Annotated in this window: 16 protein-coding genes; all 16 read right to left on the bottom strand. The window is 61.2% G+C overall.

What is annotated here, in order from left to right:
• Window positions 1-195 precede the first annotated feature (195 nt).
• Entirely contained in the window at window positions 196-1,602 is a 1,407-nt protein-coding gene (locus HMPREF2919_RS00580) for an amino acid permease (RefSeq protein WP_070665679.1), read from the bottom strand.
• Window positions 1,603-1,854: 252 nt separating this feature from the next.
• Window positions 1,855-2,193: a hypothetical protein gene (locus tag HMPREF2919_RS00575; protein ID WP_049341701.1), complete on the bottom strand. Its 339-nt coding sequence runs from the start codon at window positions 2,191-2,193 to the stop codon at window positions 1,855-1,857.
• Between the two features lie 248 nt (window positions 2,194-2,441).
• A complete protein-coding gene (gene mtnN, locus HMPREF2919_RS00570; RefSeq protein ID WP_049341700.1) occupies window positions 2,442-3,335 on the bottom strand; it encodes a 5'-methylthioadenosine/S-adenosylhomocysteine nucleosidase in 894 nt (297 codons plus the stop codon).
• Window positions 3,335-3,793, bottom strand: coding sequence for an S-ribosylhomocysteine lyase (locus HMPREF2919_RS00565; protein WP_005507094.1), 459 nt, complete (start codon window positions 3,791-3,793; stop codon window positions 3,335-3,337). The genes mtnN and HMPREF2919_RS00565 overlap by 1 nt, the downstream gene beginning before the upstream one ends.
• Before the next feature lie 260 nt (window positions 3,794-4,053).
• Window positions 4,054-5,070: a bifunctional riboflavin kinase/FAD synthetase gene (locus HMPREF2919_RS00560; protein ID WP_070665676.1), complete on the bottom strand. Its 1,017-nt coding sequence runs from the start codon at window positions 5,068-5,070 to the stop codon at window positions 4,054-4,056.
• Between the two features lie 262 nt (window positions 5,071-5,332).
• Window positions 5,333-6,070 carry a DUF4345 domain-containing protein gene (locus HMPREF2919_RS00555; protein WP_070665673.1) on the bottom strand — a complete coding sequence of 246 codons (738 nt, stop codon included), beginning with the start codon at window positions 6,068-6,070 and terminating at the stop codon, window positions 5,333-5,335.
• Window positions 6,071-6,262: 192 nt separating this feature from the next.
• Window positions 6,263-7,357, bottom strand: coding sequence for a tRNA pseudouridine(55) synthase TruB (gene truB, locus HMPREF2919_RS00550; protein WP_070665671.1), 1,095 nt, complete (start codon window positions 7,355-7,357; stop codon window positions 6,263-6,265).
• On the bottom strand, window positions 7,358-7,798 hold the full coding sequence (rbfA, locus tag HMPREF2919_RS00545; protein WP_005507090.1) for a 30S ribosome-binding factor RbfA: 441 nt from the start codon (window positions 7,796-7,798) through the stop codon (window positions 7,358-7,360).
• Window positions 7,799-7,972: 174 nt separating this feature from the next.
• Window positions 7,973-10,834: a translation initiation factor IF-2 gene (gene infB, locus HMPREF2919_RS00540; RefSeq protein WP_049355113.1), complete on the bottom strand. Its 2,862-nt coding sequence runs from the start codon at window positions 10,832-10,834 to the stop codon at window positions 7,973-7,975.
• 219 nt (window positions 10,835-11,053) lie between these two features.
• Window positions 11,054-11,395, bottom strand: a complete 342-nt coding sequence (locus HMPREF2919_RS00535; protein WP_049341695.1) for a YlxR family protein — start codon at window positions 11,393-11,395, stop codon at window positions 11,054-11,056.
• A gap of 251 nt (window positions 11,396-11,646) precedes the next feature.
• Window positions 11,647-12,744: a transcription termination factor NusA gene (gene nusA / locus HMPREF2919_RS00530; protein ID WP_049328007.1), complete on the bottom strand. Its 1,098-nt coding sequence runs from the start codon at window positions 12,742-12,744 to the stop codon at window positions 11,647-11,649.
• A gap of 109 nt (window positions 12,745-12,853) precedes the next feature.
• The gene (gene rimP, locus HMPREF2919_RS00525; protein WP_049356023.1) at window positions 12,854-13,525 is read right to left on the bottom strand and encodes a ribosome maturation factor RimP; all 672 of its coding nucleotides are present in this window, start codon (window positions 13,523-13,525) and stop codon (window positions 12,854-12,856) included.
• Between the two features lie 99 nt (window positions 13,526-13,624).
• Entirely contained in the window at window positions 13,625-15,457 is a 1,833-nt protein-coding gene (locus HMPREF2919_RS00520) for a proline--tRNA ligase (RefSeq protein ID WP_070665668.1), read from the bottom strand.
• Window positions 15,458-15,569: 112 nt separating this feature from the next.
• Window positions 15,570-16,793 carry a GNAT family N-acetyltransferase gene (locus tag HMPREF2919_RS00515; protein ID WP_239665106.1) on the bottom strand — a complete coding sequence of 408 codons (1,224 nt, stop codon included), beginning with the start codon at window positions 16,791-16,793 and terminating at the stop codon, window positions 15,570-15,572.
• A gap of 192 nt (window positions 16,794-16,985) precedes the next feature.
• On the bottom strand, window positions 16,986-18,128 hold the full coding sequence (gene ispG / locus HMPREF2919_RS00510) for a flavodoxin-dependent (E)-4-hydroxy-3-methylbut-2-enyl-diphosphate synthase (RefSeq protein ID WP_044142245.1): 1,143 nt from the start codon (window positions 18,126-18,128) through the stop codon (window positions 16,986-16,988).
• Window positions 18,129-18,267: 139 nt separating this feature from the next.
• On the bottom strand, window positions 18,268-19,623 hold the full coding sequence (locus HMPREF2919_RS00505; RefSeq protein WP_049341690.1) for a M50 family metallopeptidase: 1,356 nt from the start codon (window positions 19,621-19,623) through the stop codon (window positions 18,268-18,270).
• Window positions 19,624-19,989: the final 366 nt, after the last annotated feature.

Here is a 19,989-nt window from a genome sequence, read left to right as displayed (position 1 = left end):
TAATACACGTCGTCTGCTGCGGACTGCAGACGCGTTCTTCCCATTCTACGCTACCGGGACGCGTTCGCGGAAGGGCACGCAAAAGCCCGGCGGCAGGTAGCTCATCACACTACCGGCCGGCGGGCTTTCGAGGCGAACGTTCACACGGGCGCTACCCGGCAGCCGCTACCGCCGGGTGTCCTGTGGCTTGAGTGCCTACGCCGCGGCGCGAGCGCGGACCACCACGAGGCGGTAGTAGCCCAGCAGGAACAGGCACCAGATTGCGCCCATCACCAGCGCCAGCTGGGTGTCGGCGAAGCAGCCGAAGAGCACCACGATAAAGATCATGAACGCCAACGCCAGGTAGCTCAGCCACAGGGGCTGGCGTACCGGCTGCGCCTCGGTATCGGCGCCGCTGCGCTTGAAGGCAATGTGCGCCAGCAGAATCATGACCCATACGAATACGGTCGCGAAGGTTGCCAGGGAGGCGACCACCTCGAACGCGTTCTCGAAGAGCACGTTCACGATCACACCGACCGCCATAACCAGCACCATGATGAGGGTGGTCATCCAGGGCGCACCGTTCTTCGTAACCTTCGCAAAGGAAGCCGGCGCCAGGTTCTGCTTCGCCAGGCCGTACATCATGCGGCCGGCACCGTACACGTCCGCGTTCAGCGCAGAGATGGCGGCGGTAATGATGACCACGTTCAGAATCGAAGCAGCCGCCGGAATGCCCAGGCCCTCAAAGATCTGCACGAACGGCGAGTTCGCCTTCGTCACCGAGTACCAGGGGTATAGGGACATGATGACCGACAGGGTCAGAATGTAGAAGATGAGGATGCGGAACGGCACCGTGCGAATCGCCTTGGGAATCGAGGTGCGCGGGTCCTTCGCCTCACCGGCGGCAATACCGATGTTCTCGATACCGCCGAAGGCAAACATCACCACGGTAAAGCAGGCGAGGAAGCCGGTAAATCCGTTCGCGAAGAAGCCGCCTTCAAGAGCCCAGAGGTTCGTGACGGAGGGCGTCACGGAATCGTGCGCCTGCACGCCCACGAAGAGCAGAATCACGCCGCCAACGATCATGGCGATAATGGCGCTGACCTTCACGAGGGTGAACCAGAATTCGGTTTCACCGAACGCCTTGACCTTCGCCAGGTTAATGGCGAGCAGAATCAGCAGAACCGAGACGATCCAGATCCAGGAGGGGCTGTTCGGGAACCAGAACTTCATGTACACGGCAAAGGCGGTGACGTCCGCGATGGCGACCAGCGCCATTTCCAGGGCGTAGGTCCAGCCAGTCACAAAACCCGCCCAGCGTCCAAGGTAGCGGGTGGCGTATTCGGAGAACGCTCCGGAGACCGGGTGCGCCAGGGCGAGTTCGCCCATTGCGCGCATTACCATGAACACTGCAGCGCCACCAATAACGTAGGCAAGCAGCACGGAGGGGCCCGCCAGCTGAATGGCGGATGCAGAGCCGTAGAACAGGCCGGTGCCGATGGCGGAGCCGAGGGCGATGAACATGATGTGACGCAGGGAGAGTCCACGCGCTAGCTGCGGGCTCTCGGAGGTAGCCTCAGCTACGCCCTGCTGTACCGGGGATAAGTCCGGAGTGGTATTCATCTTCTTCTTTTCCTTTACCTCGTGGGGTGTACCCGCCGGTGGCGGGGAAACTTATCGGGCGGTGCCGCAGCTTAGCAGGTGGCTGAGAGCGGTACCGGTTGATTCACTCCCCATCGAGTGATGGGGCGATGCGCAGAAGGTGTTGCCTTCGCGCGTCGCCCCGTCGCATCCCCACCCAACCGGTACGGTGGGAGGGAACGCAAAAGACGGCGGGAAGGCAACGTTGCCTTTCCGCCGTCTTTTCGTCAAAGACTACTTCTGTCGCTTACGTCCAATGACGATAGAGCACAGAGCGGTTGCAGCAGTCACGGTGTAGACTGCAGGCCACGCGCCAAGCTTCTTGGCGAGCGGATGAGCGGCGCCGAACGCGCCGAGGTAGACAGCGGTGAGGAAGGTGGCACGGCCTGCGCCAGCCTTACGCTTCCAATTCTTGTAAGCCACGGCACCGCACAGTGCCAGGACAGCGCCACCGAGCGGGCGGATGCCGGTGCTAGATGCAACCTTGTAGCCACCGAGCAGACCGGTGACGGAGGCGAGAGTCGGGCAGAACTTCACGACGTACTCCTCTGTGAGATCGGACAGTTTCCTCATTCATAGTACTCCACGACACACAGAATGTATATTCACCGCGGTTAATATTTCTGCGTTTCTTACGGACCGGGTACATCAGGTGCCTAATCAGAAAAAGACTGGGGTACAAAAACCAGTACAAAAAGACCGGCACAAAAGGACCGGGGCGCAAAAATACCGGGACGCAAACCCGTCAGGTTCACGCCCCGGCACTTGCCGCATGCGAGCTCACATCGTGCCGCATGCTCTGGATCGTTAGTTCTAGAGCTTTAGAGAGCCAGCTCCAGCGCCTCCAGCTGCGCCTCGGTCCACAGCTCAGCGGCCAGCTGCAGCGCGTAACGAGCCGAACGAGGAGCCACCACGTCCACGGAGAGGTGGAAGTCCTGGTCAGCCTCCGGGCCGCACAGATCAGACACGCAACGCACTCCGATAAACGGAATCTCGTAGTTGTGGCAGACCTGCGCAATAGCGGTGGTCTCCATATCGGTGCTGATGGCGCCCTCGAACGCCTCGCGGGTGTCCTTCACGTTGTGGGCGGTTACGAAGGAGTTACCCGCCAGCATCTGGCCGCGGCGCACCTCCCACACGCTCTCAGCCTGCTCACGCACCGGCTCAAGTGCGGCGAGCGCATGCTCCAGAGCATCCTGCCACTCGTCCGCCTGGCCGTCGTAGCTTTCGGGCATGCCCGGAACCTGGCCGCGCGCGTAACCGAAGGCGGTCGCGTCGGCGTCAGTGTAGGTGTAGTTCTCGCCAATCAGCACGTCGCCCACGTTAATGCCGCGAGCCAAACCGCCGGCGGTACCTGCGCTAATGACGCCCAGGCAGTTCGAGGAGTAGCTGATCGCCTCGGTGACGGCGCTCGCCGCGTTCACCAGACCGATCTTGGAGCGAACCAGCAGCAGCGGAACCTGGTCCTCACCCACCTGCAGGTAACGCGGATGGAATACCGCCGCCCCCTCGGTGAAGGACGGCTGCAGCTCCTCGGTCACCTTCAGGAAAGGTGCGAGTTCCTCATCCATTGCCACCTGAATAATGATGGCGTTGGACATGCCGTCCATCAGCTCAAACATGCTGTTGAACGCCTCAGCCGGGTCGAAAGCGTTCGGGTCAAAGTCCACCGGGTTGAAGGCGGATGCGAAAGCGTCAGGGATCTGTGCGCTCATTACGCCATCACCTGAGCCCACTCATCGCGTGCCGCGAGGAACTCGCGAGCCGCAGCCTGCGCGCCTTCGAGGGTGTGGTTGGCACCCCAACCGCACTGCACCTCGTTCGCTGCCGGAACCTCGGTCGCGTTGAGGATATCGTTGAGGGTTGCTTCCAGGATGGGGAAGAACTCCTCGGGCTCCAGGCCCAGGGTCAGCGCGTAGAAACCGGTCTGGCAGCCCATCGGGGAGAAGTCAATCAGACGGTCGGTGTGGTTGCGCATGTGCTCGGCGCTCAGGTGCTCGATGGAGTGCACAGTCGGCATTTCCAGGTGCGCGGTGTTCGGCTGAGTGAAGCGGATATCGTACTTGATGAGGGTGTCGCCACCGGGCAGAACCTTGCGGTCCGCGATACGCACGTAGGGTGCCGCCACGGCGCGGTGGTCGAGGTTGAAGGATTCGACGTTCATTTTTTCCATGACTCTATCTTCTCTTAAAACGGGGACGACTAAAACAGGGGTGCCTCACGGGAGGCGCAGGACGTCAAGGCGTGCAGCGCAGAACGTCAAGGCGTGCGGGGCACGAGGTTTCGTCGGAAGGCGCGGGCGGTCAGGTGCGAAGAAGGTGCCCGCTTTTGCGCATCCGGTCGGGTACGCAAAGGCCCCGCGGCAGATCCGAAAATCTGCCGTCGGGGCTTCAAAGCCGTTAAAGGCAAAAGCTATGAGCGCAGGCTGTTGCTCTAGAGATGAGGATGCTTCACTTCCGCCTGCACCGGGCACTCCGGCGGGCAGTAGTTCTTCGCGTCCTCAGCCAGCACCTCGCGGGTCTGCACCACATCATCGTTAATCTGCTCAATCAGCGCCTCAACACCGGTGTACGCCACCATGGGACGCAGACGCTTCACGAACTCAATCAGCACACGCTGACCGTACAGGTTGAAATCCTCCACGCGCTCTTCCGGGCGGTCAATCACGTGCGCCTCAACCTGGCGGTGCTCAATACCGTCAAAGGTCGGGTTCGTACCCACCGAAATAGCGGAGGGGTGACGGTTACCGGATTCGTCCACGAGCCAGCCGGCGTACACACCGTCGGCGGGAATCAGGCCTCGCGCCTCAAGCTCAAGGTTCGCGGTCGGGAAGCCCAACTCGCGGCCGCGAGCCAGACCGTGTACGACCTCACCAGCCATCATGTGGTGGCGACCCAGCAGCTCGGTTGCGGCGGGCATATCGCCCTCCAGCAGCAGCTGGCGGATGCGGGTCGAGGAGCAGCGGGTGTTCTCATCCACCATCAGGTCCTCAACGACAACCACCTCAAACCCGTACTTCTCCCCCAGCTCACGCATGGTGTTCAGGTCGCCGGAGTTGTTCTTACCAAAGCGCACGTCGTCACCGATGACCACGAAACGCGCGTTCAGCGCATCCACGAAGGTGGACTTCACGAACTCCTCGGGGGTCTGCGCAGCAAACTCCAGGTTGTAGTTCAGCAGCAGGTAGTCGTTCAGACCCAGCAGGCACATGAAGTAGCGTCGCGAACCCTGACCCATAATGTCGTGGTGGGCCGCCTCGGGACGGTGCACCTGCATCGGGTGCGGGTCAAAAGAGACCGCGATAGAGCTCAAACCGTGCTCTTCAGCAAGGGAGACCACGCGCGAAATCACGCGGGCATGTCCACGGTGCACGCCGTCAAAATTGCCGATGGTCACGACCGAGGGGCCGTAGCCGGCGGGGACCTCGCTCAAAGCGGTGTAGAGGGTCACGGGCTCTCCTGAAAAAGATAAATGTACCTAACCATCCTAGACCACAGGCGGCAGGATGCAGAATTCAAAACGGGAATCAACAGGGAATGGAACGGTGCCCCTCGCAGGCGGTGCTCTCTCCCCTACCTTTGCGGATGCGGCGGGGTATCTGGCACGCAACTGTGCAGCCTCCGCACCTGGAAAATCCATGCGCAGCACCCGCCCAGAAGAAAGCCCGGGTAGGCACCCCACCGTGCGGCAGGAACCTTCCCGGGCGTTACGACTACTTACGAGCCTGGTTACGAGAAGCCTTCAGCATCTCCTCGCGAATCTTATTGGACTTGTTAATCCAGCCGTACCACACCAGCAGGCACGGAGGAATCACAAGCTCAGTCACCATCAGCACGATCAGCGACCAGTGCGGGGTGCCGAAGAACGCCCACGACAGGATACGACCCACGCCGCCCAAGAAAACCACCAGGCAGGAGAACACGAGCATGTTCACCCACTTGAACTTCAGGGCAATGAACACGAAGGACAGGCCCACACCCACATAGGCTGCCGCGAAGAACACGTAGTTCGACTGCACCGAGGCGTTCGCAAAGTCCTGAGGCGCATCCGGAATGACGCGGACACCGCCCAGAACCTGCCACACACCGTACGCAATCATGAACAGACCGTACAGCGCCACCGCCGCGCGGAACGCCGCACGGTTCTGAGGCTTAGCCGCCTCCTCAAGGCTCTTGGGGCGGGCAAACGCCTCGCGGGTTGCCTTCTTCTCAGCCTTCTTATCGGCCTTCTGCGACGCCTTATCGCCGGACGCCGGTGCGGCTACGCGAACACCCTCGGGTGCCTTCGTCGCAGAAATAGGCTCAGCGTTCTTAGCACCGGCAGCCTTCGCGGCACCGCTCTGAGTAGCAGCCCCGGTTACGGTAGCTTCAGCCTGTGCAGACTCCACTCGGGGTACCGGCGCGGTACGAGGCTCACTCGCCTTCTTAGCAGAGCTCTGGTTCTCGCTCATCTTCTCTCCTTCAGCAGGGCCGGGCGGCACCCGCACGAGTAGTCATGTGTGTTCAGGGGTTGTATATACGTTAGCGCATTGAATGAATAGGGGGCACCTTCAACAGGGCGCTGAATCAGATAGATTTGGGCAAACCAGGTTTGGGCAGGCGCAAACACCGAACCTTCTTCGCCTATCATAAGCCTTCAACGCCTAGTTGAAGGAACGATTCGCCTCAAAAACCAGCACCGGGGCGGCCAGCACCTTCCCGCGCTGCTTCTTATTCTCCAACAGGGCTACCAGGGTACCGTCCGGGGCGAAGCCCGCCACAATACCCTCAACGCTGGCATGCTGCACCGCGCCGGACTCATCCGCGCTCGCGTGCACGGAACGCTTCACCACGGAACCGTCACCGCTGGGGCTAATACGGCGCCCGTAGGAAATATCGCTCGCCTCCGCGGCGGAGAGCTCACGCGCACCAAAGATGCGGCGTGCCGCCTCCTCCAGGGGAAGTAGCGGCAAATCTTCCAGCTTTGCTGACTCTTCACGGCGCTGCTTCAACTGCGCCAAATCGGCGGCATCCTCAAGCACCACCGCGCCCACACGGGTACGGCGAAGAGCCGTCAGGTGGCCACCGGTGCCCAGAATCTTGCCCAAATCACGCGCCAGGGCACGAATATAGGTGCCCGAAGAGCACGAAACCGTCACCTTGCAGTCAATCACGGGAACCGAGGTTGCCGCGTGTTCGCCCTCATTCTCGGGGTCCTCAATCACGTACTCGGCAAAACCAGGGTTGATGGAATGTACCGTGAACTCGCTAATCGTCACCGGACGCGCCGCCAACTCAACCTGCTCACCGCTACGCACACGCGCATACGAACGAACACCGTTGATCTTAATAGCGGACACCGCAGAAGGAACCTGCAGAATATCGCCGCTCAGCTGCGCCACAGCCTCCAGGATGCGCGCACGCATCTGCTCAGCGTCCAGACCGGTCAGCGCCTCGACGGCATCAGGATGCGCGGCGGTGTGCTCACCCTCGGCATCCTCAGTCAGCGTCTCAATGCCCAGGCGAATCGTCGCGTCATAGGTTTTATCCTGACCGACCAGGTAGGTCAGCAGCTTCGTTGCCTTATTGATGCCCAAAATCAGCACGCCGGTCGCGGCGGGATCCAGTGTACCGGCGTGACCGACCCGCCGGGTGCCAGCAATACGACGCATCTGAGAGACTGCGTCGTGGCTACTCATCCCGGCGGGCTTATCAATGACCATCAGGCCGGACGGGCCCTGAGGTTGCTTCTTCGCCACTTAGGCGTCCTCACCCTCGGCAGGCTCATCCTTCTTGTAGGGGTCAGCCTCACCAGCGTACTCGGCACCCTCAGCTGCAGCAGCCAGGGCGGCGTCGCGCTCGCGAGTCTCACGCAGAAGCGCCTCAATGTGGAAGGCGTTCTCGGGAACCTCGTCAGCGACGAAAGTCAGGGTGGGGGTCAGGCGGGCTGTGATGTTCTTACCCACCTCGGCGCGCAGAATACCCTTAGCGGATTCCAGCGCCTTCTTGGTGTTTGCGGCGTCCTCTTCGGAGCCGAACACGGTGTAGTACAGGGTTGCGTGCTGCAGGTCGTTGGTCACGCGGGCATCGGTAATGGTCACAAAACCGAGGCGGGGATCCTTAACACGACGCTCCAGCGCCTTCGCCACAATTACCTTGATGCGGTCGGCAAGTCGTGCCGCGCGGGCTGCATCAGCCATGTGTTTCTCCTTGAAATATCGTGGCGCCTTCCGAGAACACTCGGGGTGTTACGGAGGCGTTCCAGGTAATGCGGAAGCGCCCGCCCCGCCAGCATCCGCCCCGCAGGCTCTAAGTTTTAGAAGCCTGCGGGTGCGGGAACACTAGCGGGTGACGGGCGCATCAGCGTGTGAGTCTTAGACACGCGGCTTTTCGCGCATCTCCCAAGTCTCGATAATGTCGCCTTCCTTGATGTCGTTGAAGGAGCCGAGGCCAATACCACACTCGAAACCTTCGCGAACCTCGGTAGCGTCGTCCTTGAAACGACGCAGCGACTCGATGGTGAGGTTGTCTGCCACCACGGAACCGTCGCGCACCAGGCGTGCCTTGGCGTTGCGCTTGATGATGCCGTTCTTGACGATTGAACCTGCGATGTTGCCCCACTTGGAGGAGCGGAAGACCTCACGGATCTCTGCGGAGCCGAGCTCCACTTCCTCGTACTCGGGCTTGAGCATACCCTTGACGGCCTGCTCAATTTCCTCAATCGCACGGTAGATGACCGAGTAGAACTTCATCTCGACGCCTTCGCGGTCGGCAAGTTCTGCAACGCGCTCTGCCGGGCGGACGTTGAAGCCGATGATGACCGCGTTGTCCACGGTAGCCAGGTTCACGTCGTTCTGGGTAATAGCACCCACACCGCGGTGGATGACGCGCAGCTGAACCTCGTCGCCACCGGCGTCGATCTTCATCAGGGACTCTTCCAGTGCTTCCACAGCACCGGAGACGTCACCCTTAATAATCAGGTTCAGGGTGTCCATCTTGCCCTCAGCCACAGCGGCGTCGAAGGACTCGAGGGTCACGCGCTTACGACGCTTAGCCAGCTGAGCGTTACGATCAGCAGCCTCACGCTTCTCAGCAATCTGACGAGCGGTACGCTCTTCCTCGGTGGAGAGGAAGGTGTCGCCTGCACGAGGAACGGTGGACAGACCCAGCACCTGAACGGGGCGGGACGGGCCAGCTTCCTTCACAGCCTGACCGTTCTCATCGAACATTGCACGAACGCGACCGTGAGCAACACCGGCAACGATAGCGTCACCGACGTGCAGGGTACCGGACTGAACCAGGACGGTGGAAACCGCACCGCGGCCCTTGTCCAGGTTTGCTTCAATAGCAACGCCGCGCGCTTCCTTGTTCGGGTTAGCGGTCAGTTCGAGCACGTCAGCGGTCAGGGTGACAGCCTCAAGCAGCTCGTCGATGTTGGTGCCGTTGCGAGCGGAGACGTCCACGAACATGGTGTCGCCACCGTACTCTTCGGGGATCAGACCGTACTCGGTGAGCTGACCACGGATCTTGTCCGGGGACGCGCCTTCCTTATCGATCTTGTTCACAGCAACCACGATCGGCACGTTAGCTGCCTGTGCGTGGTTCAGTGCTTCAACGGTCTGGGGCATAACGCCGTCATCAGCTGCGACCACGAGGATTGCCACGTCGGTGACCTTCGCACCACGGGCACGCATAGCGGTGAACGCCTCGTGACCGGGGGTATCGATGAAGGTAATCGCGCGGTCTTCACCCTCAACGGTGGTGTGGACCTGGTATGCACCAATGTGCTGGGTAATGCCGCCGGCTTCACCCTCAATGACGTTGGTGTTACGGATAGCGTCCAGCAGGCGGGTCTTACCGTGGTCAACGTGACCCATGACGGTAACAACCGGGGGACGAACCTCCAGAACGTCCTCGCCCTCAGCTTCTGCTTCGGCTTCGAGGTTGATGTCGAAGGACTCGAGCAGCTCGCGCTCCTCATCCTCCGGGGAAACGATCTTGATGACGTAGCCCAGTTCGGCACCCAGCAGCTCGAAGGTCTCCTCGTCCAGGGACTGAGTCTGGGTAGCCATCTCACCCAGGTGGAAGAGAACCGTAATCAGCGATGCCGGGTTTGCGCCAATCTTCTCAGCGAAGTCCATGATGGACGCGCCACGGCGCAGACGAATCTCGGTCGAGCCGTCGCCGCGAGGAACAACCACGCCACCGGGTGCCGGTGCGTTCAGCTGCTCCTGCTCATGGCGGCGAGCTGCCTTGGACTTGCGGCCCTTACGCTTGGAGCCACCGCGACCGAATGCACCCTGTGCATTACCGCGACCGCCGGGGCCGGGACGACCCGGACCGCGGTTGAAGCCGCCGGAACCGCCGCCGCGACGTGCGCCGCCGCCGTTACCGCCGCCGTTGTTGGAACCGGACGCGCCGCCACCAACGTTGGAAACCTTGGGCATCATCGAGGGGTTCGGGCGTGCGCCGCCGCCACCAGCCGGACGGGGTGCACCGGGACGTGCGCCAGCTGCCGGACGGGGGCCACCGTTACCACCGGGACGTGCGCCACCTGCGGGGCGGGGACCGCCGTTACCGCCGGGGCGTGCGCCACCGTTGCCACCGGGACGACCGTTACGTGCCGGACGGGGACCGCCGGAACGCTGGGAGTCGCCGCCGCCACGCTTCATACCCTGCTGGGATGCGAAGGGGTTGTTACCGGGGCGAGGACCGGGCTTGGGGCCGGGCTTCGGAGCGGCAGGCTTGGGTGCTGCCGGCTTCGGTGCAGCCTCGGGGCGTGCCATGCCCTGCTGGGATGCGAAGGGGTTGTTACCCGGGCGGGGGCCGCCGGGCTTGGGTGCTGCTGCCGGCTTTGCGGCGGGCTTAGCTGCTGCAGGCTTGGGAGCTGCGCTCTCAGCTGCGACAGGCTTAGCTGCAGGCTTAGGTGCCGGCTTAGCGGCAGGCTTTGCCGCTGCGGGCTTGGGGGCTGCCGCAGGCTTAGCGGCGGGCTTTGCTGCTGCGGGCTTGGGTGCCGGCTTAGCGGCAGGCTTAGCTGCCGACTCCGCGGGTGCTGCCTTTGCGGCAGGCTTAGCGGCTGCGGCGGGGAATTCCGCGCGCAGCTTCTTCAGAACCATGGGGTTCAGGGTGGAAGAGGAGCTCTTAACGAACTCGCCCATATCCTTAAGCTTGGCAATAACTTCCTTGGAAGGTACGCCTACTTCTTTAGCAAACTCGTGTACTCGAGGCTGAGCCAAATTTTCTCCATTCCCGGTCCGCACCGGGAATGGTGCGGACACTAATGTTTACGGGGTGCACGCCCGAAGGCGCGCCAATTCGTGAAATTGCCGGTGGGTGAGCACGAAAGGGTACTCATTTCGCGGCACTCATTAGATATCCATCAGTTTTCTGACTCGCTTTCAGATAAGAAGTCGTCAAACTCGTTGACTTACAGAGGGCATATACCCGAAAAGCGTCTATGAGGGGGTCGAGTCCGCAATAACGGCTCGAATCTGCTCACAGCACGCCTGCAGCTGGGCTGCAGGGACCGCTTTTTTGAAGGCGCGCGCCAGACCGTTCTTTTTCTGCAGAGCGGCTACGCACTTTTCGCTCGGATGGATCCAAGCGCCTCGTCCGGGCATAGTTCCCGCCGTATCGGGCTGATAGGGCGGGGTGTCCGCCTGCTCGGTAGCAGACGTGACGGGTGTGCGGGCGATGCGCAGCAGGTTGCGCTGTTCATCGCGGGCACGGCATCCGATGCAGGTGCGGACCGGTCCTTCAAACGCTTCGGAGGTTGCGGTGAGGTCGTGATTGCTCATGGTCCTCTCCCCTCTCTAGCGTGTGTAGAACCGCGTTCGCAGTACATTCGTGATGCTCTATCCGGTGCGCGTGAGGGCACGATAAAGCGCCCGGTTACGCACCGGCACATCTTAATAGTGTATCCCGTTTTTAAGAATCATGGGCAAAACTGTGACGCAGGCGCAAGAACACCGGGCACGTTGCTGCCCGATCTCTTGCGCCTGCATCAAAAGGATATGCCGCGGGATACGCCCCTCACCGGGGCTAATGCTTATTCAGCGTCCTGTGCGGACTCTTCTGCTGCTTCTTCAATTGCCTTCTCAGCGGAAGCTTCTTCAGCCAGGCTACGAGCCACGCGAGCTGCAACCTCTTCCTCGGCACGAACCTGAGCGTACTTGGACTCGGAGAGAATATCGATACGCCAGCCGGTCAGCTTCGCTGCCAGACGCGCATTCTGACCCTCACGGCCGATAGCCAGGGACAGCTGGTCATCCGGAACCACGGCACGAGCGGAATACTCACGCGGGTTCGCGATAATGACCTCGGTGACCTTCGCCGGGGACAGTGCCGCAGCGATGAAGGTTGCCGGATCGGTCGAGTAGTCGACAATGTCAATCTTCTCGTCGTTCAGCTCGGCAGCAACCGCACGCACGCGGGCACCCATATCGCCGATGCACGCACCCTTAGCGTTAATGGTCGGGTTCTTCGCGGACACAGCAATCTTGGAGCGGTGACCAGCTTCACGTGCGATGGAGTTAATGGAAACCAGGCCCTCAGAGATTTCGGGAACCTCGTGCTCGAACAGGCGCAGAACCAGGTTCGGGTGCGAACGAGAAACCACAATCGAGGGGCCCTTGGGGCCGCGGCGAGCCTCAACCAGGTAGGCGCGCAGGCGGGAGCCGTGCGGGTACTTCTCGCCCGGAACCTGCTCATTGCTGGGCAGAACAGCTTCAACGGTGCCCAGGTCAACCTGAACCATACGCGGGTTGTTGCCCTGCTGAATCACGCCGGACACCAGGGTGCCCTCACGGTCCTTGAACTCACCCAGAACGGATGCGTCCTCAGCGTCACGCAGACGCTGCGAAAGCACCTGACGGACGGTTGCGGCAGCGATACGGCCAAAGTTGTTCGGGGTATCGTCGAACTCGTCAATCTTCTGGTTGTCCTCATCAAGCTCAGGAGCCAGAATGACGAACTCGCCGGTGGTGTGGTCGATGACGGCACGAGAACCCTTAATGGCGCCGGGCTGCTTCATGTACGCGAGCAGCAGGGCGTTCTCAACCAGGGTGAAGAGCTCCTCCATGACGAGAGAGCGCTGCTTCGCCAATGCGCGCAGTGCGCCCAGGTCAATAGTTTTAATATCCTCCACGCTTTTCAGCCTTTCCCAGTTAGCACGGCGCCGGGACGCTCAATGCGCCCCGGCTCCCGAACGGTATATACCTGACACGGAACACCCCGTGCCTGAAGCTTTAATAACTCTATTCTACCGGCTCAGCGGGCGAATTGAAGTCAATCTCGACGTGAGCAGAAGCAATATTTTCCCACGGAAGCAAGCTCGGCTCGTGGTACGACTCCTTCTGGCCCTTCTTCGTGTTCTTCTTACGAGCCAGCACCGGACCCTCATCCTGCACCTCGTGCAGACGCGCCAGGTACTCGGTGCCGTCGGGTGCGGTGACCGCAATCAGGCGGGTACGGGCACGCTCCCAGTGGCGGCGCTCAGTCAGGGCGCGGGTAGCACCGGGCGAGGACACCTCCAGCTCGTAGGGGAAGAACTCGTCGTTTTCATCCGCACGGTCCAGGGCGCTCGAAATCGCACCGGAAATCTCCGCGAGGGAATCCAGCGACAGCGAATCGGTACGCTCAGCGGTGTAGTCCACCGTAATCTTCACGGTACGGTTCGCCGCCGGGCCCGAAATCTTCAGGCCCTCCAGCACCAGCGAGAACTCGGAGATAACCGGGGCAATCGCCTCGGCAACCTCTTCCTCACGGATCGCGCGGGTACCCACGCGCACCGGTGCCTCCACCACGGGCTCGCTATCAGCGCGAGTGCGGGGAGCGTTCACACCATTCGCCACGCGGGATGCGGCACGGCGAGCGCGCGCATTCGGGGCGCTCTTCTTAGAGCCAGAACGCTTCGGCTTATATGCCATAGTTCTCTTCTTTCATTCTTCCGCCGCTACCCTGCCCCACCTCCGGGGAGGCGGGGCAGGTGGCGACGGTTTTACGTCTTAGCGGGCTAGTGGCGTGCCTTAGGCGCCGCGCACCTCAGCGATGACCTCAGCCACCGCGTTCTCGACGGACACCTCGCGAGCCTCACCGCTGCGGCGGTCCTTCAGCTCCAGCACGCCGTCCTTGAAGCCGCGACCAATCACCAGGATGGTGGGCACGCCCAGCAGCTCGGCGTCGCCGAACTTCACGCCGGGGCTGGTCTTCGGGCGGTCGTCCAGCATGACCTGCAGGCCGGCGGATTCCAGAGATGCGCTGAGCTTTTCAGCGTACTCGTGGGATGCTGCGTCCTTGCCGGTGATGACGATGTGCACGTCTGCCGGTGCCAGGTTACGCGGCCAAATCAGGCCCTTCTCGTCGTGGTTGCCCTCGGCGATAGCAGCCAGTGCGCGGGTCACACCCACACCGTAGGAGCCCATGGTCACGGTCTGCAACTTGCCGTTCTGATCCAGGACCTTCAGGCCCAGTGCCTCAGCGTACTTGCGACCCAGGGCGAAGATGTGGCCCATCTCGATACCGCGGGCTGCCACCAGTTCGCCGGAGCCGTCCGGTGCCGGGTCGCCTTCGCGCACCTCACACGCTTCGATGACGCCGTCGGCGGTGAAGTCGCGGCCGAAGACCAGGTTCGCCACGTGCTTGCCCTCTTCGTTTGCGCCGGTCACCCAGCGGGTACCGCGCACCACGCGGGGGTCAACGAAGAAGGGAATGCCGGTTGCGGAAGCTACCGCATCCTCGTCCTCGGTGTGCGCACCGAACAGGGGCGCGTCCAGGCTCAGGCCGGGGCCAATGTAGCCCTTGACCAGCTGCGGGTATGCCTTCAGGTCCTCTTCGCTGGCTGCCTCAACCTCAACCTCGCCACCGATGCCCAGCAGGGCGCCGATGTTGACCTCAACGCGGCCCAGGTCCACGGCACGGTCGCCGGGAACGCCCACGGCGAAGACCTTACGCTCACCGGAGGGGGTGATGACGGTGCCCAGGAAGCACTTGAGGGTCTGCGAAGCTTCCAGGGTGCCGTCGATAAGCTCGGAGTGCAGTTCGTTCATGCGCTCGACGAGAGTCTCGATGGTCGCAGAGTCGGGGGTGTCCACGACGATTGCCGCCGGGGTTTCCTCGGTGATTTCGATTTCCTCGGGAACCACGGTGGTGACGGCCTCAACGTTTGCCGCGTAGCCGCCCGCGGAACGCACGAAGGTGTCCTCACCGATAGGGGTCGGGTGCAGGAACTCTTCACTGCGGGAGCCGCCCATCGCGCCGGACTGCGCGGTCACAATGACAATCTCCAGGCCCAGGCGCTCGAAAATGCGCTGGTAGGCGGCACGGTGCGCCATGTACGCCTCGTTCAGGCCCTCATCGTCAATGTTGAAGGAGTAGGAGTCCTTCATGACGAACTCGCGGCCACGCAGCAGACCCGCGCGGGGGCGCGCCTCATCGCGGTACTTGGTCTGAATCTGGTACAGGTAAACCGGCAAATCCTTGTAGGAGGAGTACAGGTCCTTGACCAGCAGGGTGAACATTTCCTCGTGGGTGGGTGCCAGCAGCATGTCTGCACCCTTGCGGTCCTTGAGGCGGAAGAGGTTATCGCCGTACTCGTCCCAGCGGTTGGTTGCTTCGTAGGGCTCGCGGGGCAGCAGTGCGGGGAAGTGAACTTCCTGCGCACCAATGGCGTCCATCTCTTCGCGGATGATGTTCTCGACCTTGCGCAGTACCTTCAGGCCCAGGGGCAGCCAGGTGTACACGCCGGGGGCTGCGCGGCGGATGTAACCGGCGCGGACCAGCAGCTTGTGGCTGGCGACCTCAGCGTCTACGGGGTCCTCGCGCAGAGTGCGCACGAAGAGGTTGGAAAGGCGAAGTACCACGATTCTCCTTGAAAGGTCGATAGGTTTAGGTAGGGTGCCCGAGGCTCACCGGGTGAGCCGTGAAAAAGGCACAGCCGTCTTTAATTTTATAGCGTTTTAAGGTTCGGCGTGTTTAGCGCTCAAAAATGATGGTCGAGAACTGCCCAATCTGCTCCCAACCAGTCCCCCGGTACATGGCAAGAGCACGGGCGTTGTAGTCGTTCACGTACAGGCTCAAATGCGGGTAGTAGCGCTGCAGAATCTGCGCGGCGGCGGCAAAGAACGGCTTAGCCAGACCGTAGCCGCGGTAGTCCGGATGCAGCCACACGCCCTGCACCTGCGCGGCGTCCAGGTTCACGATGCCCGCATCCGCCTTGAAGATAACCCGCCCATTCACGTCGGTGACAATGGCGCTGCGCTGGCCGGCTATGAGCGTGCGCAGGCGCGCCGCATAGCCGTCACCGTAGCGAGCAATCGGGTCGAAGCCGACCTCCTCGGTGAACATGGCGGCCGCGGCGGGCAGAAGCTCCCCCAGGTCCGCGGAGGTGGCAAGGCGCGCATACCCGGCAGCCTCACCGCTGAATTGGACAGCACCGGCGGGGGCTTCGGCAGGTTTGAAGAGCGCGGGCAGGTGAGCCGGCAGCTCAGGAAGCTCCACAGCGTAGAAGCGGGTGAGGTCCTTCTCCGGCGGCAGATACAGCAGCGGCTGATTGGGACGCTCCGACAGAACCCGCGCACGGTGATCGCAACCGTCACCCAGGCTCGGCTGCAGCATCTGCAGTAGCGGGCTCTTACCGCCGCGAGTCTGCTCGCACAGCTCCTGCATGCGCGTCCACAGGGGCATCACGAAGGCGCTCTCACCGAACATGGAATCCAGACGAGAACCCACCTGCAGTAGCAGCTGAGCCAGCGCGTCACGATGCGCGAGCGCCGTAGCATCCAAGGTGGGGGCGTCCAGGGTGGGGGCATCAGAGGCTTCTACATGTTCGGCAACATCATGTTCAATTGCGGCACCGCACAGCCGCACCGGCACCACATTCGAACCCAACAGCAGCACACAGCACAACTGCCCATCGCGCTCACAACCCACAAAACCCTGATAGTAGTGCAGCGGAATACGCGGGGACCTCACCGGAAGAGGGCACGCCAAATAATGCTCAATGGAGTACAGATTCGGGACCGGGTCACTGAACAGAACCTCCTCCAGCTCATCGCACCACCGAGCATCCAGAGCAAAAACGTGTTCCTTCACGCAATCAGGCATAGGGGAAGAATCCATCGACGAAACAGCAGCAGACGAAACAGCAGCACGCCGGGCACGATTAGCCTTACGGCGGCGAGAAAAAAGAGTGAACATGACCTGTTGAGTGATAGAGAATGAGCGACAAAAATAAGTGAAAACACGGGGGTACGCACCCCCGAAAAAGCAACCGGATCCTGCGGCCACACCCGGCAGCGGCAAGCACCAAGCCTGCCACCACCATAACCGGACATAACCGGAAAAGCGCGGAGGCGCCCTCACCAGGGCGCCTCCGCGCACAAAAGCTAACTAGCTCACCGAAACAGCCGGGGAACCCTCGGGAACATACTCGCCCGAAGCCTCCATCTCAGCAGCAATACGGGTCGCCTCTTCAATCAGAGTCTCAACAATCTGATCCTCAGGCACAGTCTTAATGACCTCACCCTTCACGAAAATCTGGCCCTTACCGTTACCGGACGCCACACCCAGGTCAGCCTCACGAGCCTCACCCGGACCGTTCACCACGCAACCCATCACGGCAACACGCAGCGGAACCTTCATGTGCTCCAGGCCCTTAGTCACGTTCTCAGCAAGCTCCCACACGTTCACCTGCGCACGACCACACGACGGGCAAGACACGATATCCAGCTTGCGGGGGCGAAGGTTCAGCGACTCCAGGATCTTGGTGCCCACCTTCACCTCCTCAACCGGAGGAGCAGACAGCGACACGCGAATAGTATCGCCAATACCCTGAGACAGCAGAGTACCGAACGCCACCGAGCTCTTAATAGTGCCCTGGAACGCCGGACCAGCCTCAGTCACACCCAGATGCAGGGGCCAGTCACCGCGCTCAGCCAGCTGACGGTACGCCTCCACCATCACCACAGGGTCATTATGCTTCACAGAAATCTTGAAATCACGGAAACCGTGCTCCTCAAAGAGCGAAGCCTCCCACACAGCAGACTCAACCAGAGCCTCCGGAGTAGCCTTACCGTACTTCTCCAACAGACGCTTATCCAGCGAACCAGCATTCACACCAATACGCAGAGAAACGCCGTGGTCCGAAGCCATCTGAGCGATTTCCTTCACCTGGTCATCGAACTTACGGATATTACCCGGGTTCACACGCACAGCACCGCAACCAGCCTGAATAGCCGCATACACGTACTTCGGCTGGAAGTGAATATCAGCAATCACCGGAATACGGGACTGCTTCGCAATAATGGGCAGAGCCTCCGCATCCTTATCAGTCGGGCACGCCACACGCACAATATCGCAACCGGCAGCGGTCAACTCAGCAATCTGCTGCAGAGTCGCACCAATGTCGTGGGTCTTAGTGGTCGTCATCGACTGCACCGAAATCGGAGATTCAGAACCAACACCGACAGAACCCACCTTAAACTGGCGAGTCTTACGACGCGGGGACAGAACCGCGGGAGCGGGCTTCGGCATACCAAGGCTGACCGACAAGGTTTTCCTCCATACATGGGTTATGAAGGACGTACGACGCATCCTTCGTTCAACTTTTTATTGTGCCACTGACGCGAAAGAAACCACTAATACGGGTACCCTTACCGCGTGCAACAACACACTAAAACAGGGTGATGGGCTTAACAATATCCGCCACAATCAGAATGACAGACATCACAATGAACGCGCCAGCCACCACATACGTCAACGGCAACAACTTCACCGGATCAAACGGACCCGGATCCTTACGCCCAGTCAAACGCGCAAAGAAACGACGCACACCCTCCCAGAGGGCACCCAACACGTGGCCACCATCCAGAGGCAGAAGCGGAATCAGATTAAACGCAAAAAGCATCAAATTCATATTCGCCACCAGCGAGACCAACATCGCAGCCTTCGCCTTCACATCAATACGGTCAGTAGCCGTCACCTCACCAGCAATACGACTCACACCAACCACAGACACCGGCGACTCAACACTACGCTCACCACCAGTCACCAAAGTCACCGTCAACTCCCACACACGCTGCGGCAACGACAACATCGACGAACCCACGCGCGAGAGCGTATCGCCCACCATCGCAGGCACCTCAGTAATAGAACCCGGCACCAACTCACTCGACGGCGAAACACCCACAAAACCGCCACGAGTCGTCGCAATCGAACCGTCCGCAGCACGCGCATACTGGCCCTTACCATCAGAAACCGGGCGGATCATCTCAACCGGAGTCACCGACAAATCCAGACGCTGACCATTACGCTCCACCGTCAAAGTGCTCGGATGAGAACCCGCCGCACGAATCGCCGAAGACACAGCCTCCCACGAACCCGTCGACGCACCATTCACAGCAACCACACGGTCACCCACCTGCACACCAGCAGCCTTTGCAGGCGACGGAGTGGACTTATCCGTACACTCGCCATAGCTAATCGAATCATGAGTGACATTCACGCTCGGCACGCACTCAGACACCGCCGACACCTTATTCGTCACCTGCGCCGTACCAAAACCACAAATCAGCACGGCAGTACACACCACACCAATCAGCAGGTTCATGGCCGGGCCACCCAGCATAATCACCATGCGCTTGAGCACCGGCAACTTATAGAACAGGCGGTCCTCATCGCCGGGCTTCAGGCGCTCAGCATCCGCCGCACGAGCCTCCTCAGCCAAGGACGCAAACGGGCTGGTACTGCCCGAATGGCCCTCCTCATGGTTCTCCTTCACCTCAGCAGGGCTCGGCGGGTACATACCAATCATCGAAATGTAGCCGCCCAACGGGATCGCCTTGAAACCGTACTCAGTCTCGCCGCGGCGGAAAGAGAACACGGTCTTACCGAAGCCAATCATGTACTGCGGAACGCGCACATTGAACAGCTTCGCGGGCACCAGATGCCCCACCTCGTGCAGGGCAATCGAGACGGCAATAGCGATTGCCATGAGGATAATGCCCACAGCGTACAGCAGGATTTCCACGCTTTTTCTCGTTTCGGTTCGGGGATACGAAGCTTCTAGGATACTCGCTTAGCCTGTGAAGGCGCCCTCCCCCGCCTCATATGACTATGCAGGACGGTGTGGGTGGGTACGCTATACCCTTCCTCCGGTGAGGTGCGGGCATGTGGAGGGGTGGTGTTCGTCCTCGTTCCTACAGGGGCACCCGCCCTCGCTTCGCTTCGGGCACCCTGATGTCACGTTCGGACGACACCGCCCCTCCACACGCACGCTAGGCTACCCGAGGTGGCGCGCCGTGTTTTCCGGATGCGCCCTCAGGGTGTCACACGGACGCTCTCCGAAGCGGAGCGAGGAGAGGGCGGAGCGTCCGGGTGACGGGTGCCCCTGCGT

This window comes from Rothia sp. HMSC068E02 (assembly GCF_001813565.1).
Classification (GTDB): domain Bacteria; phylum Actinomycetota; class Actinomycetes; order Actinomycetales; family Micrococcaceae; genus Rothia.
Note: the sequence above shows the minus strand (reverse complement) of the source record. Positions and strands in the feature narration are given on the sequence as shown.